Origin of the sequence: Xanthomonas sp. NCPPB 1062, from assembly GCF_041481705.2 — a bacterium.
Classification (GTDB): domain Bacteria; phylum Pseudomonadota; class Gammaproteobacteria; order Xanthomonadales; family Xanthomonadaceae; genus Xanthomonas; species Xanthomonas euvesicatoria.
Genome location: NZ_CM192987.1, coordinates 4,741,740 through 4,766,038, shown reverse-complemented (window position 1 = coordinate 4,766,038; position 24,299 = coordinate 4,741,740). Strand labels below are relative to the sequence as shown.

The 24,299-nt window shown below is 63.5% G+C and carries 18 protein-coding genes, 1 other RNA gene and 1 pseudogene; 13 read left to right on the top strand and 7 right to left on the bottom strand.

The window, feature by feature from the left end; genetic code table 11:
* Positions 1-153 precede the first annotated feature (153 nt).
* Positions 154-1,125, top strand: coding sequence for a hypothetical protein (locus tag ACCQ16_RS20355; RefSeq protein WP_031424928.1), 972 nt, complete (start codon positions 154-156; stop codon positions 1,123-1,125).
* On the top strand, positions 1,125-3,791 hold the full coding sequence (gene plsB, locus ACCQ16_RS20350; protein WP_218492956.1) for a glycerol-3-phosphate 1-O-acyltransferase PlsB: 2,667 nt from the start codon (positions 1,125-1,127) through the stop codon (positions 3,789-3,791). Before ACCQ16_RS20355 ends, plsB begins: the two co-directional genes overlap by 1 nt.
* 4 nt (positions 3,792-3,795) lie before the next feature.
* Here plsB and ACCQ16_RS20345 read toward each other — a convergent pair.
* Positions 3,796-3,871, bottom strand: a non-coding RNA gene (locus ACCQ16_RS20345) — sX9 sRNA.
* Positions 3,872-4,130: 259 nt separating this feature from the next.
* Here ACCQ16_RS20345 and ACCQ16_RS20340 point away from each other — a divergent pair.
* Positions 4,131-5,111, top strand: coding sequence for a zinc-binding dehydrogenase (locus tag ACCQ16_RS20340; protein ID WP_008573818.1), 981 nt, complete (start codon positions 4,131-4,133; stop codon positions 5,109-5,111).
* Positions 5,112-5,739: 628 nt separating this feature from the next.
* On the opposite strand, the gene ACCQ16_RS20335 is transcribed toward ACCQ16_RS20340, so the two are convergent.
* Positions 5,740-5,943: a YdcH family protein gene (locus tag ACCQ16_RS20335; RefSeq protein WP_169306459.1), complete on the bottom strand. Its 204-nt coding sequence runs from the start codon at positions 5,941-5,943 to the stop codon at positions 5,740-5,742.
* Between the two features lie 152 nt (positions 5,944-6,095).
* Between ACCQ16_RS20335 and ACCQ16_RS20330 the strand changes: the two genes are divergently transcribed.
* Complete coding sequence (locus ACCQ16_RS20330; protein WP_008573822.1) at positions 6,096-6,668, top strand: hypothetical protein; 573 nt, start codon at positions 6,096-6,098, stop codon at positions 6,666-6,668.
* 56 nt (positions 6,669-6,724) lie between these two features.
* Complete coding sequence (locus ACCQ16_RS20325) at positions 6,725-7,246, top strand: hypothetical protein (RefSeq protein WP_127165747.1); 522 nt, start codon at positions 6,725-6,727, stop codon at positions 7,244-7,246.
* A gap of 116 nt (positions 7,247-7,362) precedes the next feature.
* Here ACCQ16_RS20325 and ACCQ16_RS20320 read toward each other — a convergent pair whose 3' ends face one another.
* Positions 7,363-7,590, bottom strand: coding sequence for an XAC0095 family protein (locus ACCQ16_RS20320; protein WP_014091498.1), 228 nt, complete (start codon positions 7,588-7,590; stop codon positions 7,363-7,365).
* A gap of 438 nt (positions 7,591-8,028) precedes the next feature.
* Between ACCQ16_RS20320 and ACCQ16_RS20315 the strand changes: the two are divergent.
* Positions 8,029-8,604, top strand: a pseudogene (locus ACCQ16_RS20315) (DUF6680 family protein).
* Between the two features lie 202 nt (positions 8,605-8,806).
* Positions 8,807-9,160, top strand: coding sequence for a ribonuclease E inhibitor RraB (locus tag ACCQ16_RS20310; protein WP_127165743.1), 354 nt, complete (start codon positions 8,807-8,809; stop codon positions 9,158-9,160).
* 58 nt (positions 9,161-9,218) lie between these two features.
* Here the strand turns inward: ACCQ16_RS20310 and ACCQ16_RS20305 are convergent, their stop codons facing one another.
* The 4 genes from ACCQ16_RS20305 to ACCQ16_RS20290 all read right to left on the bottom strand — a co-directional run bounded on the left by ACCQ16_RS20305 (position 9,219) and on the right by ACCQ16_RS20290 (position 15,684).
* Positions 9,219-9,752 (bottom strand): lipocalin family protein, encoded by a 534-nt coding sequence (locus ACCQ16_RS20305; RefSeq protein ID WP_007965462.1) that lies wholly within the window; start codon positions 9,750-9,752, stop codon positions 9,219-9,221.
* Positions 9,753-10,097: 345 nt separating this feature from the next.
* The gene (locus tag ACCQ16_RS20300; protein WP_031424924.1) at positions 10,098-11,132 is read right to left on the bottom strand and encodes a glycoside hydrolase family 43 protein; all 1,035 of its coding nucleotides are present in this window, start codon (positions 11,130-11,132) and stop codon (positions 10,098-10,100) included.
* A gap of 32 nt (positions 11,133-11,164) precedes the next feature.
* Positions 11,165-12,652 (bottom strand): MFS transporter, encoded by a 1,488-nt coding sequence (locus ACCQ16_RS20295; protein WP_014091494.1) that lies wholly within the window; start codon positions 12,650-12,652, stop codon positions 11,165-11,167.
* 98 nt (positions 12,653-12,750) lie between these two features.
* Positions 12,751-15,684, bottom strand: coding sequence for a TonB-dependent receptor (locus ACCQ16_RS20290; RefSeq protein WP_029820792.1), 2,934 nt, complete (start codon positions 15,682-15,684; stop codon positions 12,751-12,753).
* A 460-nt stretch (positions 15,685-16,144) separates the two neighbouring features.
* On the opposite strand from ACCQ16_RS20290, the gene ACCQ16_RS20285 reads away from it, so the two are divergent.
* From ACCQ16_RS20285 to galB, 6 genes are all read left to right on the top strand, one after another.
* Positions 16,145-17,458 carry an MFS transporter gene (locus ACCQ16_RS20285; protein ID WP_277573347.1) on the top strand — a complete coding sequence of 438 codons (1,314 nt, stop codon included), beginning with the start codon at positions 16,145-16,147 and terminating at the stop codon, positions 17,456-17,458.
* Between the two features lie 9 nt (positions 17,459-17,467).
* The gene (locus ACCQ16_RS20280) at positions 17,468-18,460 is read left to right on the top strand and encodes an endo-1,4-beta-xylanase (protein WP_277573348.1); all 993 of its coding nucleotides are present in this window, start codon (positions 17,468-17,470) and stop codon (positions 18,458-18,460) included.
* Entirely contained in the window at positions 18,457-18,861 is a 405-nt protein-coding gene (locus ACCQ16_RS20275) for a hypothetical protein (protein WP_372380128.1), read from the top strand. Before ACCQ16_RS20280 ends, ACCQ16_RS20275 begins: the two co-directional genes overlap by 4 nt.
* A 100-nt stretch (positions 18,862-18,961) precedes the next feature.
* Entirely contained in the window at positions 18,962-19,939 is a 978-nt protein-coding gene (locus tag ACCQ16_RS20270; protein WP_008573839.1) for an endo-1,4-beta-xylanase, read from the top strand.
* Positions 19,940-19,979: 40 nt separating this feature from the next.
* On the top strand, positions 19,980-21,398 hold the full coding sequence (gene uxaC / locus ACCQ16_RS20265) for a glucuronate isomerase (protein WP_277573350.1): 1,419 nt from the start codon (positions 19,980-19,982) through the stop codon (positions 21,396-21,398).
* Positions 21,399-21,482: 84 nt separating this feature from the next.
* Entirely contained in the window at positions 21,483-24,254 is a 2,772-nt protein-coding gene (gene galB / locus ACCQ16_RS20260) for a beta-galactosidase GalB (protein ID WP_277573351.1), read from the top strand.
* Positions 24,255-24,299 lie beyond the last annotated feature (45 nt).

Here is a 24,299-nt window from a genome sequence, read left to right as displayed (position 1 = left end):
GCAGCCAATGTCGGACACTGGTCGACAACGTGCCAGGAACTACGAAAACGTAACATCTACCTACCATACCGTGGCGCACGGTTTGCGCCCGCCTTGCCGCCAATGCCTCCAGACAGCAAGATGCGCCGATCGATCAGGGGGAACATCGTGCGCATGTCGCTACCTACCGTCCGTGCAGGGCGGTTCCACTTCGCCGCGTGGCTGCTGCTGGCCGCGCTGTGCGTGAGCGGCTGCCAGCGCAACCAGACCGCGCCCGCACTGCCCGGCGCCAAGGCCGAGCCGGCCGCGGCGATGCAGGCGATGACCCTGCCGCTGCGGCGCAATGATCTGGTGGCGTATGCGCGTATCCGGGTGACGCCTGCGCAATACACCCAGCTGGAGGCGGCGTGGCGCAGCGGTGCCAGCCGTTGGCCGCTGACCGAACTGCCGCTGCCCAATGAAGTCGGCGCGCTGCTCGGGTCGTTGTCGGCGCCCGATGCCGAACGCCGCCTGCAGCAGGCCTTCGATGCGCAGCTGGCCGGCCAGGCCCAGGGCATCGCGCAGGCGGCGCAATCGCTGGGCCAGTTCGGCGTGCAATACCTGCGTAGCCGCAACGACTACCAGCCCGAGCAGCGCGCCCATTACGTGCAGTTGGTCGACGCCTTGAGCGCGTGGGCCGCCACTGCGCCGCTGGCCGATCGCCCCCGCGCCAAGGCCAGCATCGCCGACCTGGTGACCGCCGCCCGTGCCACCGGCATCACCTCCGATGCCGACCTGCAGCGGCTGGGCATGGAAGAAAGCCTGCGCCGGCTCGGGCCGTTCTGGGAAACCTGCAAGAAGGTGCTGGAGCGCTACGACCTGTCGATCGACGGCAGCCTGGACGCGCTGCGGACCGGCTTGATCAAGCAGGATGCCGACACCGCCCAGGTACGGCTGCGCTATCCGCTGGCCGCCCACGATATCGATCTGAACGTCGCGCTGATCAAGCGCGAGGGCCACTGGTACCAGCTGCAGACCCAGAACGAAGTGCAGGCGCTGCTCGATGCCCAGGCCGCGCCCTTACCCAGCGCCACTGCAGTGCCCGACACCGCAGCGGTCGCGCCGGCGAAGGCTGCCGACACCGGGCAACGCCCGGCTGGGCGATAATGACCGTGATGCCAGAACAGAATCCCCTGCCGTTCCCGGACGGCCAGCCCAGCCCGCCCAGCACTGCCGCAGCCGACACCGGCGCCACGACGGCGGCCTTGCCGCTCGCCGAGCCGGTGCCGCCGGCGGTTGCGCCATCGATCGCCCCCGGCGTTGCCGCTGCGCGCAGCGCCAAGCGCCCGTGGTGGGCGCGCCTGCTCGGCCGCCTGGCCGACCCCTGGCTGAGCCTGACCATCGAGCCGGACCAACCCGGTCGCTACGACGACGGCCGCCCGGTGGTGTACGTGCTGGAAGACTACGGCATGTCCAATGCGCTGATTTTGGACAAGGCCTGTCGCGAAGTCGGCCTGCCGTCGCCGCTGGTGCCGTTGCCGGGCGACCCGCTGGAGCGCAAGCGGGCCTACCTGGCGCTCTCACGGCGCAGCAGCAGCAATTCGCTGATTCCCGAGCAGCGCGGCGGCAAGACCCACTCCGATTCGCTGGCCAAGTTGCTGCAGGCGCACCGCGTGCGCGCCGACCTGGACGTGCATCTGGTGCCGGTATCGATCTTCGTCGGCCGCGCGCCGGACAAGCAGAGCGGCTGGTTTGCGGTGCTGTTCTCGGAAAACTGGGCGCTGGTCGGCCGCTTCCGCCGCCTGCTGTCGGTCTTGCTCAACGGCCGCACCACCATCGTGCGTTTCGCCCCGCCGATTTCGTTGCGCCAGACCATGGCCGAGGGGCTGCCGCCCGAGCGCACCTTGCGCAAGTTGCAGCGCGTGTTGCGCACGCACTTCCGGCGCATCCGCGAAGCGGTGATCGGCCCGGACTTGTCTACCCGCCGTTTGCTGGTGGACCAGGTGCTGGCCGCCGAGTCGGTACGCGAAGCCATCGCCATCCAGGCCAAGCGCGACAATTCCAAGCCGGTCGATGCCTGGCGCAAGGCGCATGCCTATGCGTGGGAAATCGCCGCCGACTATTCCAGCCCGGTGGTCCGCTCGGCCAGCTTCCTGCTGACCCACGTGTGGAACCGCATTTACGCCGGCGTGCTGGTGCATCACCTGGATAAGCTCAAGCAGGCCGCGCCCGGGCATGAAGTGGTGTACGTACCCAGCCACCGCAGCCACATGGACTACCTGTTGCTGAGCTACCTGCTGTACGAACGCGGCATCGTGCCGCCGCACATCGTGGCCGGCATCAACCTCAACCTGCCGGTGGTCGGCACGTTGCTGCGCAAGGGCGGCGCGTTCTTCATCCGCCGCTCGATCAAGGGCAATGCGCTGTATTCGGCCGTGCTCAGCGAATACGTCGCCCAACTGGTGGCCGGCGGCTATTCCATCGAATATTTCGTCGAAGGCGGGCGTTCGCGCACCGGGCGTCTGCTGCAGCCCAAGGGCGGCATGATCGCGATGACGCTGCGCGCGTATCTGCGCCAGCCGCGCAAGCCGGTGCTGTTCCAGCCGGTATACATCGGCTACGAAAAGTTGATGGAAGGCAACAGCTACCTGGACGAGCTCACCGGCCGGCCGAAGGAAAAGGAATCCATCTGGGGCCTGCTGTGGTCCATCCCCAAGGTGCTCAAGCAGAACTACGGCCAGGTGGTGGTGAACTTCGGCGAGCCGATCGCGCTCAACGACGTGCTGGCCAAGCACGCGCCCGATTGGGACGGCCAGCCGCTGCCGGAAGACGAAAAACCCACCTGGCTGGCGCCCGCGGTGGACATGCTGTCTACGCAGATCCAGACCCGCATCAACTGCGCCGCCGACGTCAATCCGATCAACCTGTTGGCGCTGGCCCTGCTGTCCACGCCCAAGCACGCGATGGGCGAGGCCGACCTGATCGCGCAGATCGAGTTGTGCAAGAAGCTGCTGGCCGAGATGCCGTACTCGGACCGCGTCACCGTCACCCCGCATACGCCGGCGCGCATCATCACCCACGCCGAAGAGATCAACGTGCTCACGCGCGTGTCGCACCCGCTGGGCGATGTGCTCAGCGTCAGCGGCGATACCGCGGTGCTGCTGAGCTACTTCCGCAACAACGTGCTGCACCTGTTCACCGCTTCTTCGTGGGTGGCGTGCTGCTTCCAGAACAACCGCCGCATGAGCCGCGCCGGTCTGTTGCGCCTGGGCCGCACGGTGTATCCGTTCCTGCAGGCCGAGTTGTTCCTGCCGTGGAGCGAAGACCGCTTTGCCGAACGCATCGAACAGACCATCGACATGTTCGTGCGCGAAGGCCTGCTGCTCAACGTCACCGACGACGACGGCGGCATCCTGACCCGCAACACCGGGCAGACCGACGAAGTGTTCCGCCTGCGCGCGATCGGCCATTCGCTGCAACAAGCGTTCGAGCGCTATTACATCGCCATTTCGGTGCTGGTGAAGAACGGCCCGGGCGTGCTCGGTGCCGGCGAACTGGAAAGCCTGTGCCAGCAGGCCGCGCAGCGTCTGAGCCTGCTGTATGCACCGGCCGCGCCGGAGTTCTTCGACAAGACCCTGTTCCGCGGCTTCATCCAGAAATTGCGCGAGTTGCGCCTGGTGTGGCCGGACGACAACAGCAAGCTGATGTTCGACGAGCGCCTGGATGCCTGGGCCAAGGACGCCAAGTTCATTCTCGGCCGCGAACTGCGCCATACCATCGAACGCGTCAGCCCGGCAGCGGCCAAGCCGGACGTGGCTGTGCCGCCGCAGTAAAAGCGACTGACAAGACGTGGCGAGCAGTCGTCAGGTGGGTGTGGACGGCGGGCAGGAACCGGAGCGTACGCGTGGTACATGCCGATACCGGGCACCGGCCGCGCCCGCCTGGCGGCTGCACAGTCGTTTTGTTGGATGCTCTAGGCCGTTGGCGAATGCCTTCACGTCTTGCAGGGCGCGTCGGGCGCGTGGCGAGGTGGCGGTAGGCGAGCGCCGGCGGCTTTCACACAGCGGTTCCGTTCGCTTCATCGGGCGCTTGCAGCGTTCCCGTTAGCATCGCAGCATCTTTCACTGTGATCGGCTGCGTTGCACCACGGGCGCCGCCGACAGGAGACTTGCATGCGCGCAGCCATCCACACCCAGTTCGGCGACCCGGCCAAGGTGCTCGAACTCGGCGAACGGCCCACACCGCAACCCGGCAAGGGCCAGGTCCGCATCGCGATGCGGCGTTCGCCCATCCACAACCATGACCTGTGGACGGTGCGCGGCAACTACGGCTACAAGCCCACGCTGCCGGCGATCGGCGGCAGCGAAGGGTCTGGCGTGATCGATGCGCTGGGCGAGGGCGTCCAGGGCCTGCAGGTCGGCCAGCGTGTCGTCGCCGCCGGCGTGCACGAGAGCTGGGCCGACTACTTTCTGGCCGACGCAACCGGCGTGGTCCCGCTGCCCGACGCACTGGATGACGACCGCGGCTGCCAGCTCATCGCCATGCCGCTGAGCGCGTTGATGCTGATCGAGTTCCTGAATGTCGACAAAGGCGACTGGATTGTGCAGAACACCGCCAACGGCGCGGTCGGCAAGACCGTCGCCATGCTGGCTGCGGCACGCGGCATCAACGTGATCAATCTGGTGCGTCGCGATGCCGGCGTGGACGAACTCAAGGCACTGGGGATCGGGAATGCGGTGTCGACCGCGCAGGACGGTTGGCAAGACCGCGTGCGCGCGTTGGCCGGCGATGCACCGATCGTGCGCGCGATCGACTCGGTGGCCGGTAAGGCGGCAGGCGAGTTGATGGGGCTGCTTGCCGAGGGCGGCGAGTTGATCTCGTTCGGCTCGATGACCGGCGAACCGCTGGAGATTGCCAGCGGCGATGTGATCTTCAAGCAGGCCACCGTGCGCGGCTTTTGGGGCAGCAAGGTCATGGCCGCCACCAAGTCCGAGGACAAGCGCCGCATGATCGGCGAGCTGTTGAAGGCCGCGCTCGACGGCAGCCTGGCGCTGCCGGTGGAAGCGGTGTTCGATCTGGAAGACGCGGCCAAGGCGGCAGCGGCCAGTGCCGAACCGGGACGAGGTGGCAAGATCCTGCTGCGCGCCGGTTGAGCGGGCGCGCGCCAATCGAAACAGCGCCAGTGCGGGGACGGAGTGGCAGGTCGCCCGCGCTGGCTGGATGGCAGTGTCGCTTGCGCGGCTGGAACTCTCAGAGCGGCTCCTAGCGAGCACTGATCTTACGTGCGCCGCGCGGTCGTATGTGTCGTGTGGCCGATGTGTGTGTTGATCCGTTGCAGCCAGCGGTCGTTCGCAGTTAGCGCTGCGCAATCAGAGTAGAGCGACTTGGCCGTTGAAAACGTTCAGCACTCGTACCCTCATCCGCCCCGTCGGGGCACCTTCTCCCGGTGGGAGAAGGGAGCTTATCGGCGCGATGCGTTTAGCCGGTTCGATGCAGGAGACGTGCAGTTCCGGCTGCGACGCAGTGAGCTTCTCCAGGTACGAGAAGGAATGTCTCGACGCGAAGCGCTAGAGCCTGCTTCGGCGAAATAAGGAAGCCGCGAACCAGCGCTTTACAGAGCGTCATCCCACCAGCACAGATCAAAGCCTTTCCTCACGTCGGGGCGAGAACGCATGGCTGGTGCGCCCCTGGCGCTCGTGCCTTCGGGTGCCCGCGTCGCAAGCACGAGCTCTGGTTGAGGGACCGTTTCTGCAGCTGACGCAAGCTACCGCCAACCAGCCATCACGCCGGCTCGTCGGGCACCAACTCCATCTCCAGCCGCGTGATGCAGTCCTTGATGTGCAGCTTGCGCTTCTTCAAGCGCTTCATCTGCAGCTCGTCGTCCAGGTTCGCGGGCACGCGCTGAATCTCCTCGTCCAACGCGCGGTGGGCGCGTCGCAACTCGGCGATCTGCTCGACGATCTCGGCGGTTGACAGGGTGTCCACCCCCCGAGCATACACAACCCCGGGCTGCACGCGTCAGCCGCGCTTGCCAAGCGGCCCGGGGCTGCGACAATGCCCGCGCGCCGCGGGGAAACGGCGGCGCGCCCCGTCCATCATTGCCGCGCGGCTACGGCCGTCGAGAAAGGAGTCTTTCGATGCGTCTGCATCCTTCCCTGCTGGCCCTGGGCCTGTTCGCCGCCGCCAACCTGGCCAGCGCCGCCGATGTCGCCAAGTACGACGGCTTTCTGTGCTGCAACCTGCGCACCGACGGCAGCTGGATCAGCGACAGCAACTACGCCGAAGACGGCAAGCGCATGCTCCCGGTCGGCACCCCGGTCAGCGTCACCGGCTTCGGCCGCAACCGCGTCAACCTCAAGATCGCCGGCGAAAAGCAGTCCATCGGCAACGATTACAGCCGCGACCTGGACAACACCGCCTTTGCCGCCCGGTATGTCGTCACCACCGACCCCAAGCTCAAGCTCGCTACCTTCCCGCCCAAGATTCGCCAGGCGATCAACGATGGCAAGCTCACCGGCGGCATGACCCGCGAACAGGTGCTGATGGCGGTCGGCTACCCGATCAGCAGCGAAAACCCCAACCTGGACGCCTCGCTGTGGCGCTACTGGCGCGACAGCTTCTCCGAGTACCAGGTGCAGTTCGGCCCCAGCGGCAAGCTGGTCAAGGTGACCGCCGATCCGCAGGTGATGAATTTGATCTGGGTGCCTTGAGTATTAGTTGCAAATAAGGTCCGTACGAAAGGCAACTTCGATCTAGGGTGAGATAGATGGCGACTAACGCGGGAGAGAACGCAAATCGCGACGAGGTAGATCCTGAATACAGGCAGTGGCTTGTCGTCGCCGAGCAAAAAGCTCAAGAAGACTACGATAAGACTGTGCTTACTTTATCTGGCGGCGCGTTAGGAATTTCCTTCGCATTTGTCAAAGACATTGTCGGCCAAAATCCGATTCAGAACTCCTCTTGGCTTGTTGCAGCGTGGATATTATGGGCGCTAAGCACGTCGGCAATGCTTGGTTCTTTTTTTGTCAGTCGGCTTGCATTACGTAGAGCAATATTGCAGTGCGACGATGGAACCATCTTTTGCAAACCTCCAGGAGGGTTTTACACTCAGCTTACCCGCTGGCTCAACGGGAGTGGAGCTGTTCTGTTTTTATTTGGAATATGCTTTATGGCGGCATTTGTTAAAACGAACCTCACAAAACGAGAGAACCCAAATGACAGACAAAAAATCACCCAGCCGACCACCAAGCAATCCACAACCCCAGCGCCCTCCAGCCCGCAAAGATGAGGGCTACGCAAACGACAACAGGACTACTCGAGGCTATGAGCCGCCGCCGCCAAAGCGTAAGTAGGAACAGACTCTTGCTGCGCTGGTGACTCGGGCCAAGCTCCATGCATGGCAGATTAAGGGGGCTGGATTTGCTTTAGTACCTGTTCGATTTGTTCTGCTAATAACTCAAAGCAAAATTCCAAGGCGTCCGGTGTCACCGTCACTTTGTGAGGGTTAGACGCGTCTGCAGAGTACTTAGCGCACACCAGTGCCGCTAAAAAGCGCAAATGATCACGCGTCTGCAGCAATCGAAGCTGCGCATCTTCCGGCAGCAGGTAATACCCGAACAGAGACTGCTCCATGCTCAACTCTCCGGACAGGCTCCCGCCGCACGGTGCGGCGGGATGCCGGGAGGTTAGCAACCGCAGACAGACGGCGGGCTTATTTCCCTTGCGGGTGTTGTATTCGCCGCCCTCCCGACGTGGAGACGCCGAGCATGTACCCGAACATCAGGCACAAAAAACCACCGCTTGACGGGGGTGGCACCGCTGTCTATGGAGTTGCTACGCTCCGTGAAGGAGTGTGCTACTGATGCATGGGGGGAGTCAAGATGCAGGCTTAGAGTCCTTGCGCTTTTTTCGGTTATCACTACTGTGTCGCTAGATAAGTAAGTACTAGTATGCAATGGAAATTTAAGCTCAGCTGCGTACTGAAACTGAATGAGGTGAGCTTCAAAACAGGAGATCTGTTGTTGAGCCAGCGCTCCGTGCGAGCGTAGCTAATAAACTAAAAATCAGGAGGTGTGTGTGGCATCACCGGCAACCGTGACGATCAGTGATGGGCTGATAATTCTTGCGACGCTACTTGGGCCAATTGTTGCTGTGCGAGTGCAAAAATGGATTGAGCTTTTGCGCGAAACACGACAGAGAAAGTTGTGGGTCTTTCACACCTTAATGGCAACACGTGCATCACGGTTGAGTTCAGATAATGTCCAAGCACTGAACATGATTGATCTTGCTTTTTACGGTGATCGTATTTTTGGGTTTCGCAAACGAACCAAGAAAGAGTAGTGTGTCTTAGACGCGTGGCGAGAGTATCTTGATCATTTAAATACACTTATCGACAATGAGCCCGCCCAACAATGGGTTAGTCGTGGGCATGAGCTATTTGTAAATGTTTTATATGCGATTGCAGTGGAAGTGGGTTTAGTATTTGATCGAGTTCAACTTAAAAAAGGTGTTTACTCGCCATCAGCGCATGGGCGCGTCGAAGACGAGCAAGAACGTGTTCGTCAGTTGGCGATCTCTGTCCTATCCGGCGAACAGCCTTTAACTATGAAAATAGAAAGTATGCCATCAGATAAGGATGGCCCGTGAGGGTTTCCTTAAAATCCAGCCGACAATTTCGACTGCGCTAGATGGTGGTGCGGTAAATTTTATGTTCGTCCAAAAAATATAATGAGCACGATAAGTCTTCTGATCTCATCTGCTTTCAGGAAAAAAGTTAATGCCAGACCGCACACAAGCCAGGCGCTAATATTCCTCCACGGCCAATTGGTCGCAAAAAATTGAAGCCACCATGCAACGAAATCCGGTTCTGTATCCTAAAGACGATAACGGCGACACGCTCTGGCATATCGCACAGCAAGGTGTCGACCTTTCAAAGCCGCGGGAAATCGCTTTTTCAGTCGTCTTCCCCAGCAAGGAATCGGCGCTTGAGTTCTCGGTGAAGATGCTTCGCTTCGAGCAGAAAGTTCGCTGCTGTCATTACCCGGAAAATACGGCGTTTCCCATGGATGTGACGGTCTATCCGACCATGGCGCCGTCGTACAAGGCGATTTCGGCATTCGAGGACGACTTGGCAACCGAGGCCAAGCCCTTGGGCGGCTTGAACGATGGATGGGAACTTTCTGTGGACGCGAACGACGCCTGAGGCGCTCGGCCGGCTCGAGGACTGCACGGCGTGCAGATTCCCCATGGGCGCTTTTGCATCAGCGCGCCGACTGCGGCACACGTCGTAGCTGTGAGACGTCGTAGCCCATTGCGGCAATGCGTTGAACGGCCTGCTGATAGTCGGCATCGGAGACCTGTGGGGTACGCGCCATGTACCAGACGTAATCGCGCTTGCTGCGCGCCACGATGGTCTGCGCATACTCCGCATCCCGCCAGGCGATCACGTACTCGGCCTTGAACGGCCAGAAGAACTGCATGCGCCAGAGCGCGCCATTGCCCTGCTTCGCCACCTGGCCGATCGGATGCATCGACTTGAGCGGCGCCTGGAAGCTGCCCTTGCGATACGTGAAGGTGGTCTGGATGCGACCATCCGGTCGCAGCGCGTAGCTCTCCACCGCGTCGTAGGCGTTGCGTTCCGGGCGGGTCGGAATATGCGCGATGACGTACCAGTCGCCCATGAAGCGCGGTACATCGACGCTATCTGCACGGGGCAGGGCGGCACGCGACTCGCTCCCACTCGCACTCCCATAGACCGCTAAGGTCAGCAACAACAGCATCGAACCACCTCGCATGGCAACCTCCACCTGAAGAATCCGTAGACAGGCCTACGGCATTGCAGTGCGTCCGGATGCGACCCCATGCGATGCAGTTCCGGACTGGGCGCACGCTGGCCCTCTCGCCAGTGGGACGACGATAACGCTCGGTACGTCATGGCGGCGTTCAAGAGCCGCGCCGACGCCTTGCGCATGCCAGCAAACGCGCGCTCACCGCGCGGTGAGCGCCGGGTCGACGATCAGCCGCAACGAGGCTCACGACGCGCCCTGGAAGCGCAGCGGTGACGGGACGTGTCGTTCAGCCACGGCGGTCGAGTCATGACGGGTTGGTTGGAATCGCGGCAGCCGGTTACCCAACAGCACTCACCAAGGCGATACCGCATCCTCCCCATACGGGTAAATCGTCGCGATCGTTCCATCTGCAGCATGTTCCAGCGGTGCCATCTTGATGCTGCGCAGATGCGTCTGGCCGCCCGAAAGCACGCTGTCGTGATAGAACAGATACCACTGCTCCTGGAACAAGCAGATGGAGTGATGCGTGGTCCAGCCGACCACCGGTGCGAGCAGCACGCCCTGGTAGTTGAACGGGCCGTAGGGTGAGTCGCTGGTGGCGTAGCAAATCTGGTGGGTGTCGCCGGTGGAATACGACAGGTAGTACCGACCTGCATGTTGGTGGACCCAGGGACCTTCGAAGAAGCGGCGGGCGTGGTCGTCTGCGCGCAGCGGGGCGCCGTGTTCGTCGAGGATGACGACTTCGCGGCTGGGTTCGGCCAGTTCGGTCATGTGCGCGTGCAGGCGCGCCACGCGCGGGCCAAGTGCGGGTGCCTCGCCCACCGGTTCCTGATGCGTCTGCGCGTAGACATTATCGCGGTAGTGCTGCAGCTGGCCGCCCCAGATGCCGCCGAAGTACAGGTAATGCGCGCCGTCGTCGGCGGCGAGTACGGCCGGGTCAATCGAGTAGGTTCCGGCGATGGGCTGCGGCTCGGCGACGAACGGGCCTTCGGGGCGATCGCCCACCGCCACGCCGATCTGGAACATGCCGTCGGCGCGTTTTGCGGGGAAGTACAGATAGGTCTTGCCGTTGCGTTGCGCCGCATCCGGTGCCCACATCTGCCGCTGCGCCCAGGGCACATCGCGCACATGCAGCACTTGCCCGAGGTCTTCCACCGCCGCACCCGGATGCGCCATGCGCAACACGTGGTAGTCGGCCATGTCGAAATGCGAGCCGTCGTCGCTGAAGGCCACGCCGGCATCGAGGTCGTGCGAGGGATAGATATACAGCGCACCGTCGAATACATGTGCGGACGGGTCGGCGGTGTAGAGGTGGGTGACCAGCGGTGCGGAAATGGCGGTGCGCGCCAGCGCCTGCAGATTAGCGGCTTGCAGTTCATCGGACATGCGCGTACCTGTGCATGAAGTGGGAGGGGAGGTCAGACAGTGGCGAGCGGTGCGGCCTGGCGGCGCATGCCCAGTTCGTGCTCGATGCGGGTTTCCAGCGCCTTGTCGATTTCGTACAGCGCCAGCAATGCAGTGCCGAGCAGGAACGGAAGCGAGGCGTACACGCTGATGGCCAGGCGGATGCCGTTGGTGACGGCCGCGCCTTGCTGCGGCAGTGCTGCGTCATAGCCATAAAACGCCAGGATGCCGGCGACCAGTGCGCCGCCTACGCTCAGTCCGATCTTCAAGCCGCACAACATCGCCGAGAAGATGATGGCGGTGGCGCGGCGGTGGTTCTTCCACTCCGAGTAATCGGCCACATCGGCGATCATGGCCCACAGCAACGGGATGGTGATGCCGTAGAAATACCCGTGCAGGACGTAGGAAGCGAACACCCAGCCGATCGCATTCGGTGGATACAGATAGAACGCCAGCAGGAACAGCGTGGAGATCAGCAGCGCGCCGCCGAAGACATTGCGCTTGCCAAAGCGGTCGGCCAGGCGTTTGGAAAAACCGATGCCCACGATCATCGCCAGGATGCCGCCGGCGCTGAACACGCTAAATGCGGAAGTCGGCGCGTCCTGTGGCCACTGCAACGCGCTCATGCCGGCGCCAGTCAGGACGCTGTTAATGCCGGCGATGAAGCGGTTGAACCCGGCGTGGTCGAGAAACTGCGTCAACGCATTCGCGTCGAGGTAGTACTTGAAGTAGTAGATGTACATCCCGCCCTTCATCGCCAGATTGATGAAGACCAGGATGGTGAGCGCCAGCATCACCAGCCAGGGCTTGTTGCGGACCAGATCGGTCAGGTCCTGGCGCACGCTGTTGCGTTGTTCGCTGATCGGCAGCACCCGCTCGCGCGTGGTGAAGAAGGTGATCAAAAAGCACAGCGTGCCGATCGCCGCGAACAGCGCCATGGTGTTGCGAAAGCCCTGCGCCTTGTCGCCATTGCCCAGAATCAAGACCAACGGCAGCAACAGCACCTGGATGATGAACTGCGCAAAGGTCACCGCCAGAAAGCGATACGCCGACAAGCTGTTGCGCTGCTCCATGCTGCCAGTGAGCACGCCGCTCAAGGCCGAGTACGGCAGGTTGTTGGCGACGTACACCAGCATCAGCAAGGTGTAGGTGGCAAAGGCGTAGGCGATCTTGCCCTGCTCGCCGAGCGTGGGCGTATTGAAGGCGGCCAGCGACAACGCCCCGAAAGGCAGTGCGGTCCACAGGATCCACGGGCGGAACTTGCCCCAGCGGGTGCGCGTGCGATCGGCCAAGATACCGATGACCGGCGTAAACACGAACGCGCCCAGCATGCCGACCACAAAGATCAGCGTCGCTGCCACGCTGGCAGGTATGCGGAACACATCGGTGTAGAAGAACGCCAGGAAAGTGACCAGCGTCTGGAAGATCAGATTGGCAGCCAGGTCGCCCAGGCTGTAGCCGATCTTTTCGCGCAAGGAGAGCTGCTGTGACCGATCGTTCATGAGATGGGACGGACTCGAAGAATGCTGCGGAAAACGCCGCGGCGCGCATTGCGCCATCTGTCGCCGCTGGGAGGAACGGCGACCGATGACGACAACACTCAAAAGGTACCGCGGATGCCGAGCATGACGGTGCGCCCGGGCTCATACAGGTCGTAGGTGGCGTTGGGCCAGGCGAAGGTCGTGCGCAACGGTTCGTTGGTGATATTGGTGACGTTGAGCGTGATCTGCGGCTTGGACGGCAGCCAATCCAGTGCGTAGCTCGCCGACATATCGAGCTGGCCGCGCGCATCGGCGTTGAGGCGCGCATACGGAATGCCGTTCTGGTTTGCGCCGGAGATCACCATGTCGTCGTTCCAGGTGTAGGACAGGCGGATCGAGGCTGCGTCCTTTTCCCAGTAGACGGTGCCGTTCCAGAGGTTGGGTGCGACACCGACGGCCACCGCCGGCACGCCTTCGCCTTCGGACTGCTGGTTGACGTGGGTGTAGTTGAGGCTGAAGCCCAGGCCGTCGAACAGCTTGTCCAGCGGCTGCACCCAGATGGCCTCGGTGCCGCGGATATTGAGCACACCATCGGCATTGACCTGCGTCTGCACATCCACGGTGGCCGCATTGGGGCCGCCGCGCTGGGCCAGGCCGGCCTGCTGGATCGGCAGCAGCGTGTCGTAGTTCACGCCCAGGTCGTTGAACGGAATGCGGCGGATGCCGTTGACGGTGAAGCCGGTGATGCGCTTGTTGAACAGGGTCAGGCCCACATAGCCTTCGCCGCCGGTGTACCACTCGCCGCCGAAATCCACATTGGTCGACAGATACGGCTTGAGGTTCGGATTGCCCTGCGTAGCGGTCTGCGCGGAAGGGTCGCTGAAGTTGGTGTTGGGCAGCATCGCGCTGGGATCGGGGCGGGTCAGCGTGCGCGAGCTGGACAGGCGCATGACCACCTTGTCGGCCACGTCCCATGCCACGTTGAACGAGGGCAGGGTTTCCTTGTAATCCGAATCCAGCACCTGCACGCTGCGCACGCCATTGATGGTGACCGGGCCGGTAATGGTCTGGTCGGTGGTCACATAGCGCACGCCGGCGTTGAAGCGCATGGTGCGGTTCCAGACATCGGCTTCCGCATTGGTCTCGATGTAGAAGCCCAGATTTTTTTCGCGGATGCCGCCGGTCGAAGCGCCGGTGTTGGCCGAGTTGCTCTCCGGTGCGGCATCGCGCAGCGCGTAGTAGTTGGTGTCGGCCAGGAAGCGGGAGAAGTCGGCCGTGATGAAACCGCCTGGGCCGGGTTTCAGATAGCTGGCCAGGGCCGCGTTCGGGATTGCCGAGCCGGCGCCGCCGTTGCACACGTTGCCGCCATTGCCGCGGCACACCACCTGTTCCCAGGCGGTGCTGTTGTCGAAGCCACGGATGGTGCGCTCGGCCATGTCGTAGGACGCGCCGATCTTGACGTTGCGCTTGTCCTCGCCGAACTGCAGGTCGGCGCGCGCGCCGCGCGTTTCGGTCTGGCGCTTTTCGTTCTGGATATTGACCCGGCCACCCGTCCAGCCCCAGCCCAGGTTGGGGTCGTTGAGATCGAGCGGGCTGGTGATGCTGGGGCGGTCGCCGCCTTCGTTGCGGTAGTCCACGGTGGTGAACGGCGAGGTGACCAGGATGCTGGGCGATTCGCGCGCGAGCCAGCTACGGGTGGCATTGGCCTGCACATTGAGCTTGATGTCCTGCTCGGCGCCAAACAGCAGTTCCGCACCGGGATTGACGCTCCAGAACTTGACGTTTTCGTGGTACGGGCGCGCTTCCAAAAAGTACTGCGCGTTGGCGAAGGTGGCGCTGGTCACCACGTTGTTCTGATCCAGCTGCATGCCGAGCGGAATCATGTTGCCGTTGCGGCCGATCAGATTCATGCTGATCCGCTCGGTGGTGCGCTCGGCTTCGGAGTACAGCGTGTCCAGGTAAAAATGCATGCTGTCGGAAGGGCGCCATTCCAGCGACATCACCGACGCATCGCGGTCGCGATCGCCACTCATGTAGACGCTGCGGCCCAGACGCGGGATCAGCGCGTCGCTGATCTGGTCGATGCTCAGGCCCGGGTTGCGCGCCAGCAGCCAGGCGGCGTCGATGGTCTCGCCGGTGGTGAGGCCGCTGCCGGCAGTGGCGGGCACAGTGTCTGGAATGCGCCAGTTGCCGCCGCCATTGACGTTGCAAGCCGCCGGTTGGTTGGTGGCTGGCGTTCCTGCCGGCGGCGCGAGACCGCACTGGGTGTAGGTGAGGCCGGGGTTGGTCCAGCCCACGCTCTCGAAACCGCGCACGCCGAGTTTGCTGCGGACCGACGCCACACCGAACAGTGCGCCGAAGGTGCCTGCTTCATTGGTCCAGCTGCCCATGAAAGCGCCGCGTGGGGTGGTTTTTTCGCTGGTGCTGTTCCAGTCGGCCTGCGCCTGATAGGTGAAGTGCACGCCGGGGCGGTCGAACGGGCGCGCGCTGCGCATGTCCACCACACCGGAAACGCCGCCTTCGAGCATGCTCGCGGTGGGTGTCTTGCTCACCGTGAGCTGGGTGAAGAATTCGGTGGGGAACAGATTCAGATCGACTTCGCGGTTCTGGTTCTGCGCATTCAGACCGATCGAAGCAGTGGCGATGCTGGCGCCGTTGAGCGTGGTCTTGGTGAAGCTGGTGCCCAGGCCGCGGATGGCGATATTGAGACCTTCGCCATTGACGTCGCGCGCCAGCTGCACGCCGGGAATGCGGTTGAGCGACTCGGCGATATTCATGTCCGGAAACTTGCCGATGTCTTCGGCAAACACCGTGTCGGCAAAGCCGACCGAATCGCGCTTGGCGTCGGTGGAGAACTGGATGCTGCGTCGGTAGCCGGACACGGTGACGGTATCCAGCTGGGTCACCGCATCGTTATTGCCGGCAGTGGTTGGCGGGGTTTGCGCCGTGCTCTGGGCATCGGCGGACTGTGCCCAGGCGGCGGTGCTGGACATGCCCAGCAGGATGGATCCCAACGCGCAGGATAACGCGGTTCGTGCGTAGCTGTTCTTCACCGTAATCCCTTCCCTAACAGGTAGCAGATGTCCCACGCATCGCCCCTGCGCAGGGAGTGCCGCTGCCGTTGCGCGGCGCGACGATGGTGCGATGGGGGAGACGGACGATCAGTGCATTTGATGTTAGCGCTAACAAATTCGGAACATCACGCTGCAGGGCAGCATAGATGCGTGCACGCGCCGGCAGGTCGCCGGCCAACCCACGCCGTCGCGCCGGACGCGCTTGCGTACGGAGGCGCAGTGCTGCACTGCGCGATGGATTTATCGCGATGCCGTGGTAATGGTAGCGCTATCATCCGTGGCGCAAGGCCACCTTCGTGCAGGTGCAGTGGTCGATGAATCGAACCGAAGAACACGGCTGCGACGGTCCCGGCCGGTACCTGATGGGTGCACGCTTGCACCACATCGGGCAATCCGCGCAGGAAGCTGGCGCGCTGGCGCGCCCGCATAGGCCACGCGCATGAGCGAGGTGCCCGCCGCGGCCCCGGGGGCCGCAACGGCAAGGCTCGGCCGGGTGCGCTGGCGGGTCTGCGCCCTGCTGCTCGCGGCCACCACCATCAACTATGTGGACCGCCAGGTACTGGGCGTGCTGGCGCCGTTTCTGCAGACGCAGATCGGTTGGAACGAAATCCAGTACGGCTATATCGTCACCGCATTCCAGGCGGCGTATGCGCTGGGCTTGCTGTGCAGCGGTGCGGTAATCGACCGCTTCGGCACTCGGCTCGGCTATGCGCTGGCGATCGGCCTGTGGAGCCTGGCGGCGATGGGGCATGCCTTGGCCACCAGCGTGGTGGGGTTTGCGATTGCGCGGTTTTTCCTGGGCCTTGGCGAATCGGGCAATTTTCCTGCAGCGCTCAAGACGGTGGCCGAATGGTTCCCGCGCCGTGAGCGCGCGCTGGCCACCGGCATCTTCAATTCCGGCTCCAATATCGGGGCCATTGTTGCCCCATTGTTGGTGCCGTTGATTGCCACCGCCTGGGGCTGGCAGGCGGCATTCCTGTTCACCGGCGTGCTCAGTGCAACCTGGTTGGCGGTGTGGTGGTTCAGCTATCACCCGCCCGAGCAGCAACCCCGGTTGTCTGCTGCAGAACTGGCGCACATCCGCAGCGATGCGCATGAGCCGGTGCAGCGCCGCCTGTCGTGGTTACAGGTGCTGCAGCATCGGCAAGCCTGGGCGTTTGTGCTGGGCAAGTTCATCACCGACCCGATCTGGTGGTTCTTCCTGTTCTGGCTGCCGAAGTTCCTGCACGCCGAATATGGCCTGAGCCTGCTGCAATTGGGCGTGCCCTTGATCGTGATCTTCGTGCTGGCCGACATCGGCAGCATTGCCGGTGGTTGGGTGGCCGGGCGTTTCATCGCACGTGGCTGGAGCGTCAATCGCGCACGCAAGACCGCGATGCTGATCTGCGCGATTTCCGTCGTGCCCATCGTCTTTGCCGCACGCGCCGACAACCTGTGGCTGGCGGTCGCGCTGATCGGGCTGGCCACCGCCGCCCATCAGGGCTGGTCGGCGAATCTGTTTACGCTGCCTTCGGACATGTTTCCGCGCCACGCGGTTGCCACGGTGGTGGGCATCGGCGGTTTTGCCGGTGCGGTGGGCGGCATGCTGATCGCCACCTTCATCGGCTTTCTGTTGCAAGCCACCGGCAGCTATGTGCCGGTGTTTCTGATGGCAGGCTCTGCCTACCTGCTGGCCTTGGCCGTCGTGCACACGCTGGTGCCGCAGCTGGAGCCGGCGCAGTTGCCTGTCGATCCAGCGCCGACATCGTCCTGAGGTGAGCCTATGCACATGCGCGCAGTAACACTGGGGTTATTGATGGCGGCGGGCATGGCCGCGCCAACCCACGCGGCACCGCTGGCAGCGGCGGCGTCCAAGTTCCTCGGAAGTGCGTACGGCGCGCAGCAGGCGCCGGGGTTTGCGCAGTACTGGAACAAGCTCACCCCGGAAAACGGCGGCAAATGGGGCAGTGTGGAGGCGGTGCGCGACCAGATGGACTGGAGCACGCTGGATGCGGCATGCCGGTTTGCCCAGGCCAATCAGATGCCATTCCAGATGCATGTCATGGTGTGGGGCAACCAGCAGCCGGAATGGATCAAGACCTTGCGGCCGGCCGAGCAGCGCCGCGAGATCGAGCAATGGTTTGCCGCCGTCGCGCAGCGCTACCCGGAGATCGCGCTGCTGGAGGTGGTGAACGAGCCACTCAACGACCCGCCCAGCAAGGCCGATACCGGCGGCGGCAATTATCTGCAGGCGCTGGGGGGTAACGGCGACAGCGGCTGGGAATGGGTACTGCAATCGTTTCGGCTTGCGCGCCAGCATTTTCCCAACACCAAGTTGATGATCAACGACTACAGCATCACCAATAGCGCGCAGGCCACACAGAAGTATTTGCAGATCGTGCGGCTGCTGCAGCGTGAGAACCTGGTCGATGCGATCGGGGTGCAGGAGCATGCCTTCGAGACCACGCCGGAGGTGGCGATGTCGGTGCATCGCGACAATCTGGATGCGTTGGCCGCCACAGGCCTGCCGATCTACATCACCGAGTTCGATCTGGACGGGCCGACCGATGCGCAGCAGCTGGCCGACTATAAGCGTGTGTTTCCGGTGTTCTGGGACCACCCGGCAGTGCATGGCATCACCCTGTGGGGCTTTCGGCCCGGCTTGTGGCGCGACAAGGAAGCTGCCTACCTGATCCGCGCCGACCGCACCGAACGTCCGGCGCTCGCGTGGCTGCGCGACTACGTTGCAGCCCATCCCGGTGCACCTGCGCCATGACAATTATTGATGCGCGCCGCGCTCACAGACCTTTGTCTGGTGTCCTGACCTTATGCCGATGCGCGCACGTCATCGTGTTGGCTGCATGCGCCGTGTGGCAAATAGCCTCGCTGACCGCGCTGACCACTGCCGCACACCAAGGCGGGTCGGCATGTCCTTTTACGCTGCTTGCTGACCTGCTTGCTGACCTGCTTGCTGACCTGCTTGCTTGTCCTGCAGTCGCAAGAATGGACAGCCTCGGCGCCATCCTGATCACACCGTTCATTGGTTTCGTTTTGCAGGCCATCGGCGGCTACATTTCGAAATTTTTTTACGGTGGGTGCGGCCTACATTCTGGCGCTGGCGGTGGTGCACCGCCTGGTGTCACGACGCAGCCGGCGCGAGTGGAGCAACCGGCCTAGACGCGGTTCCAGGTGTCTGCGCACTTGGCGTCGATCCGACGCACGTCAGCGCACCTGCTCCTTTCCGTAGCTGCCTTGCTCACTTATCGAGGATGCCAACATGTTGAAACTCCGTTATCCGCTCACGCTTGTGCTGTTGCTGGGCGCGTATGCGTCCGCTGTTGCCGGGCCCATCGCTGCCGGCAAGCAGCGCGTCCTGGGCAGCGCCTACAGCCCACAGCAAGCGCAGGGCTTCACCAACTACTGGAACGCCGACGTGCCCGAAAATGCGGGCAAATGGGGCAGCGTCGAGCCCGTGCGCGGCCAGATGAACTGGGGCCCGCTCGACGAGGCTTACCAGTTGGCCAAGCGCAACCACATGCAATTCCAGTTCCATGTCGGGCTCTGGGGTGCCCAGCAGCCGACGTGGGTGCGCAACCTGCCGCCAAACGAGCAGCTTGCGGCGATCGAGCACTGGTTTGCCGCGATTGCGCAGCGCTACCCCGACATCGACTTGATGCAGGTGGCCAACGAGACGCTGCCGGGTCACAACCAGCCGGACAATCGCCGCAGCGATACGGGCAACTATCTGCGGGCACTGGGCGGCACCGGGGCGACCGGCGTGGACTGGGTGCTTGAGGCATTCCGCCTGGCACGCAAGTATTTCCCCCATACCAAGTTGATGATCAACGACTACAACGTCACCGAGTACAACGACCAAGCCAGGCAGTATCTGCACACCATCCAGCTGCTGCAGCAAGAACACCTGATCGATGCGATCGGCATCCAGGGGCACCTGTCGAGCAACGGCCCCTCAGTTTCGGTGCAGCGCGCCAACCTCGACCTGTTGGCGTCCACCGGACTGCCGATCTACATCACCGAGTTCGACCTGGATGGGCGTACCGACGCTCAGCAGTTGGCAGCCTGGCAGCGTTTCTTCCCGATGTTCTGGGAGCATCCGGCCGTGCGTGGCGTGAACGTGTGGGGTTTCCGTCACGGTCTATGGCGTGAAAATGAAGGTGCGTATCTGATCAATTACGACGGCAGCGAACGCCCGGCCTTGACCTGGCTACGCAGCTACGTTGCCAGCAGGCCCTGACCGGGCTTCCTTCTCATTGTCCATAGGGCTGATATCGATCATGCGTTCTTCCGTGTTGTCCTTGCATCCCGATCGTTTGCTGCCGGCCGATCCCGGCACGCGCGCGATCGCCCGCCGCCTGTACGCACAGGTTGCAACGCTGCCGATCATCAGCCCGCATGGCCACACCGACCCGGCCTGGTTCGCCACCAATGCACCGTTTGCCAACGCCACCGAACTGTTGTTGGTGCCGGACCATTATGTATTCCGCATGTTGTACAGCCAGGGCATCGACCTCGATGCCCTGGGCATCCCGCGCGCAGATGGAACCCGCGCAGCAGTCGACCCGCGTGCGGCATGGCGCGTGTTTGCCGAGCACTACACGTTGTTGCGCGGCACGCCGTCGGCGCTATGGCTCAATCATGTGTTCCATGATGTCTTCGATTTGCGTATCCGTCTCGATGCCGGCACCGCCGATCACTATTACGACCACATCACCGCCGCGCTGCGAACGCCGGCATTCCTGCCGCGTGCGCTGTTCGAGCGCTTCAATATCGAGGTGATCGCCACCACCGAATCGCCGCTGGATCGGCTGCAGCACCATGCGGCCATTGCCGCCAGCGGTTGGCAGGGACGGGTGGTGACGGCGTATCGCCCTGACCCGGTCGTGGACCCGGAGCACGAGCAGTTTGCCGGCGCGCTGCAGCAGTTCGGCGCGCTCACCGGTGAGGACGTGCTCAGCTGGGATGGCTACCTGCGTGCGCATCGGCAACGGCGTGCGTTCTTTGCCGCGCATGGCGCCACCTCGACCGATCACGGGCACCCCAGCGCCGCGACCGCCGATCTGTCACCAGCCGAAGCGCAGCGCCTGTTCGATACGGTGGTGCGCGGTGAGGCCACGCCGGAGCAGGCCGAACTGTTTCGTGCGCAGGTGCTGACCGAAATGGCGGCGATGAGCCTTGACGACGGCCTGGTGATGCAGCTGCATCCGGGCTGCTTCCGCAATCACAATCGGCAGCTGTTCGAGCAGTACGGACGCGACAAGGGCGCCGACATTCCGATGCGCACCGACTACGTGCATGCGTTGAAGCCCTTGCTGGATCGGCATGGCAACGACCCGCGCCTGCGCCTGATCGTGTTCACCCTGGACGAAACCAGCTACAGCCGCGAGCTGGCGCCATTGGCCGGGCATTACCCCTCCCTGCTGCTCGGCCCGGCGTGGTGGTTCCATGATGCGCCGGAGGGCATGTGGCGCTTTCGCGAGCAGACCCTGGCCAGCGCCGGCTTCTACAACACCGTGGGCTTCAACGACGATACCCGCGCATTCCTGTCCATTCCCGCGCGGCACGATGTGGCGCGGCGCGTGGACAGCGCCTTCCTGGCCAAACTCGTTGCCGAGCACCGGCTGGAAGAGGACGAGGCAACCGAGGTGGCAATCGACCTGGCCTACCGCCTACCCAAGCAAGCGTACAACTTGTGAGGTGGCGTAAACGGAGGGCGGCAGTGCCGAGGCGTGCGCACGCGGCGCCACTGCATCCTTCGCAGCGGCAGGATCGGTGAACTGATGCGTGCACACGCCAAGCACAACGTCACACGAGCGCTGCGCGCAGGTTATGCAGTACGTGCCTGCACGGGGCTTTTCTGGCTCTGCAGTGCATGGCCCATCATCGCAGCACCGCACGCTGCCAGCGACGCCTCGCGCGAACGTATTTCGCTGGATGCGCAGTGGCGCTTTCATCGTGGCGACCCGCCCGCAAACCAGGAAATCCTGGACTACGATGTGCGCCCGCAGGTGGTGCGCAGCAGCGATGGCAGGGTGGCCGATGCGCAGCCGGAACAAGCGCAGCTCATCGATGCGCCCGCCGTGCGCGTGCTCAAGCCGTGGATCCTGCCCACCGCCAACGGTTTGATCGCAGACCCGGCCCAACGGCACATACGCCCTCCAGGCAATCCGGGCAGCACGGTGGCGTATGTGCAGCCGCACTTCGACGACAGCGCATGGGAAACCGTGGACCTGCCGCATGACTGGGCCATTGCCGGGCCGTTCCTGGCAGATGGGCCTTACGGTGGCATGGGTCGGTTGCCGAGCTGGGGCATCGGCTGGTATCGCAAGCGCCTGGACATCCCGGCCAGCGATCGCGGCCGCGCGATGTTTCTGGATCTCGATGGTGCGATGTCTTACGCCACGGTCTGGCTCAACGGCAAACTTGTCGGCGGCTGGCCGTACGGTTACAGCTCCTGGCGCGTGGATCTGACGCCGTATGTGATCGCAGGCAAGCGCAATCAGCTGGTCATTCGCCTGGATAACCCGCCCGAGTCGGCGCGTTGGTATCCGGGCGGCGGGCTGTATCGCAACGTGTGGCTGACCAAAGCGGCGCCGTTGCATATCGCGCACTGGGGCACGCAGCTGACCACGCCGTACGTCTCGGCCGATGCGGCGCAGGTGCAGCTGACCGTCACCTTGGACAACGCCGCCCGCGGCGCAACCCAGGCGCAGGTGCGCACAGCGATTTATCTGCTCGACGATGCAAGCGACCGGCCCAGTGGCGAAGCGGTCGCGCGCATTCCCGCGCAGCCCATCAGCGTCCCTGCCGGCGGCACGGCGCAGGTGCAAGGCAGCACCCGGATCGATGCCCCGCGCCTGTGGGGGCCTCCACCCACGCAGCACCCGCATCGCTATGTGGCCGTCACCGAGGTCGACCAACAGGGACGCGTGGTGGACCGCTACGAAACCCGCTTCGGCATTCGCAGCATCGTGTTCGACGCCGACAAGGGCCTACTGGTCAACGGCGAGCACGTGCCGATCCGCGGGGTGAACAATCATCACGACCTGGGCGCGCTCGGTGCAGCGTTCAACAGGCGCGCCGCCGAGCGACAGTTGCAATTGCTGCAGCAGATGGGCGCCAACGCCATCCGCATGAGCCATAACCCGCCTGCGCCCGAATTGCTCGATCTGACCGACCGCATGGGTCTGCTGGTGGTGGATGAGGTGTTCGACAGTTGGGAGATGAAGAAGACCCCGCTGGACTTTCATCTGGTGTTTCCGCAGTGGCATGCCGCCGATCTGCGCGCGATGCTGCGCCGCGACCGCAACCACCCCTCGGTGATGCTGTGGAGCGTGGGCAACGAGGTTGGCGAGCAATACACCGGCCAACAGGGCGCGGCGATTGCGCGCACGCTGCGCGCCATCGTGCATGCAGAAGACCCGACGCGCCCGGCCACGGTGGCGATGAACTACGCCTCGCCCGAGATGCCGCTGCCCGCTGCGCTGGATGTCGTCAGCCTCAATTACCAGGGCGAAGGCATCCGCGATGCAGCCGAGTTCGAGGGTACCGAGCGCATCCGTAAACCGCCGCAATACCCCGCGTTCCATGCACGGTTTCCACACAAGGCCATTGTCAGCAGCGAGACTGCCTCGGCACTGAGCAGTCGTGGCGTGTACCTGTTTCCGGTCACTGCGGACAACAGCGCACCGGTACGCGATGGCCGTGGCGGCGATTCGGTGGCGCATCAGGTCAGCGCGTACGAACTGCATGCGGTGGACTTTGGCTCCAGCGCGGACAAGGTGTTCGCTGCGTTGGATCAACACCCTTACGTGGCCGGTGAGTTCGTCTGGACCGGGTTCGATTACCTGGGCGAGCCCACCCCGTATTACAGCTCGCGCAGTTCCTACTCGGGCATCTTCGATCTGGCCGGCTTCCCGAAGGACCGTTACTGGCTCTATCAGTCGCGCTGGCGTCCGGAACTGCCGGTGGCGCATCTGCTGCCGCATTGGAGCTGGCCAGGGCGCGAAGGACAGGTCACGCCCGTGCATGTGTTCACCTCCGGCGACGAGGCCGAACTCTTCGTCAACGGCGTTTCGCAGGGGCGCAAGCGCAAGGCGCCACGGCAGTACCGGCTACGCTGGGACGCGGTGGTGTACCAGCCGGGCGAATTGCGGGTGCAGGCGTACAAGGACGGCAAGCCGTGGGCCAGCGAGCGCGTGCAGACGGCAGGCCGCGCCGCGCGCATGCAGCTGACGCCGGATCGGGGCAGTATCCGCGGCGACGGACAAGACCTGAGCTTCATCACCGTGCGCCTGCTCGATCGCGACGGACGTCCCGCACCGACCGCGGGCGACCGCCTGCGCTTCCGCATCGAAGGCCCTGGCGAGTTGGTGGCCACCGACAACGGCGACCCCACCAATCTGGAAACGTTCGCTGCGTCGCAACGTCATGCCTTCAATGGGCTGTGCCTGGCGATCGTGCGTGCCAAGGCCGGGGCGCGTGGCACGATCACCGTGCATGTGGAATCGGACACGTTGCAAGCCGCACAGACCCAGGTGGCGGTGCAGTGATGCGATCCAGTGCAATCGAAACCTGTGACCTCTCAACGGACCTGC

Excerpts from the sequence above, each read along its gene's own strand:
- ACCQ16_RS20270 (WP_008573839.1), top strand. The coding sequence starts at position 18,962 with ATGTTGAAACTCCGTTATCCGCTCACGCTTGTGCTGTTGCTGGGCGCG.
- ACCQ16_RS20295 (WP_014091494.1), bottom strand. The coding sequence starts at position 12,652 with ATGAACGATCGGTCACAGCAGCTCTCCTTGCGCGAAAAGATCGGCTAC.
- ACCQ16_RS20300 (WP_031424924.1), bottom strand. The coding sequence starts at position 11,132 with ATGTCCGATGAACTGCAAGCCGCTAATCTGCAGGCGCTGGCGCGCACC.
- ACCQ16_RS20320 (WP_014091498.1), bottom strand. The coding sequence starts at position 7,590 with ATGGAGCAGTCTCTGTTCGGGTATTACCTGCTGCCGGAAGATGCGCAG.
- ACCQ16_RS20285 (WP_277573347.1), top strand. The coding sequence starts at position 16,145 with ATGAGCGAGGTGCCCGCCGCGGCCCCGGGGGCCGCAACGGCAAGGCTC.
- ACCQ16_RS20325 (WP_127165747.1), top strand. The coding sequence starts at position 6,725 with ATGGCGACTAACGCGGGAGAGAACGCAAATCGCGACGAGGTAGATCCT.
- ACCQ16_RS20275 (WP_372380128.1), top strand. The coding sequence starts at position 18,457 with ATGACAATTATTGATGCGCGCCGCGCTCACAGACCTTTGTCTGGTGTC.
- ACCQ16_RS20280 (WP_277573348.1), top strand. The coding sequence starts at position 17,468 with ATGCACATGCGCGCAGTAACACTGGGGTTATTGATGGCGGCGGGCATG.
- galB (WP_277573351.1), top strand. The coding sequence starts at position 21,483 with ATGCGTGCACACGCCAAGCACAACGTCACACGAGCGCTGCGCGCAGGT.
- ACCQ16_RS20305 (WP_007965462.1), bottom strand. The coding sequence starts at position 9,752 with ATGCGAGGTGGTTCGATGCTGTTGTTGCTGACCTTAGCGGTCTATGGG.
- ACCQ16_RS20330 (WP_008573822.1), top strand. The coding sequence starts at position 6,096 with ATGCGTCTGCATCCTTCCCTGCTGGCCCTGGGCCTGTTCGCCGCCGCC.
- plsB (WP_218492956.1), top strand. The coding sequence starts at position 1,125 with ATGACCGTGATGCCAGAACAGAATCCCCTGCCGTTCCCGGACGGCCAG.
- ACCQ16_RS20355 (WP_031424928.1), top strand. The coding sequence starts at position 154 with ATGTCGCTACCTACCGTCCGTGCAGGGCGGTTCCACTTCGCCGCGTGG.
- ACCQ16_RS20310 (WP_127165743.1), top strand. The coding sequence starts at position 8,807 with ATGCAACGAAATCCGGTTCTGTATCCTAAAGACGATAACGGCGACACG.
- uxaC (WP_277573350.1), top strand. The coding sequence starts at position 19,980 with ATGCGTTCTTCCGTGTTGTCCTTGCATCCCGATCGTTTGCTGCCGGCC.
- ACCQ16_RS20340 (WP_008573818.1), top strand. The coding sequence starts at position 4,131 with ATGCGCGCAGCCATCCACACCCAGTTCGGCGACCCGGCCAAGGTGCTC.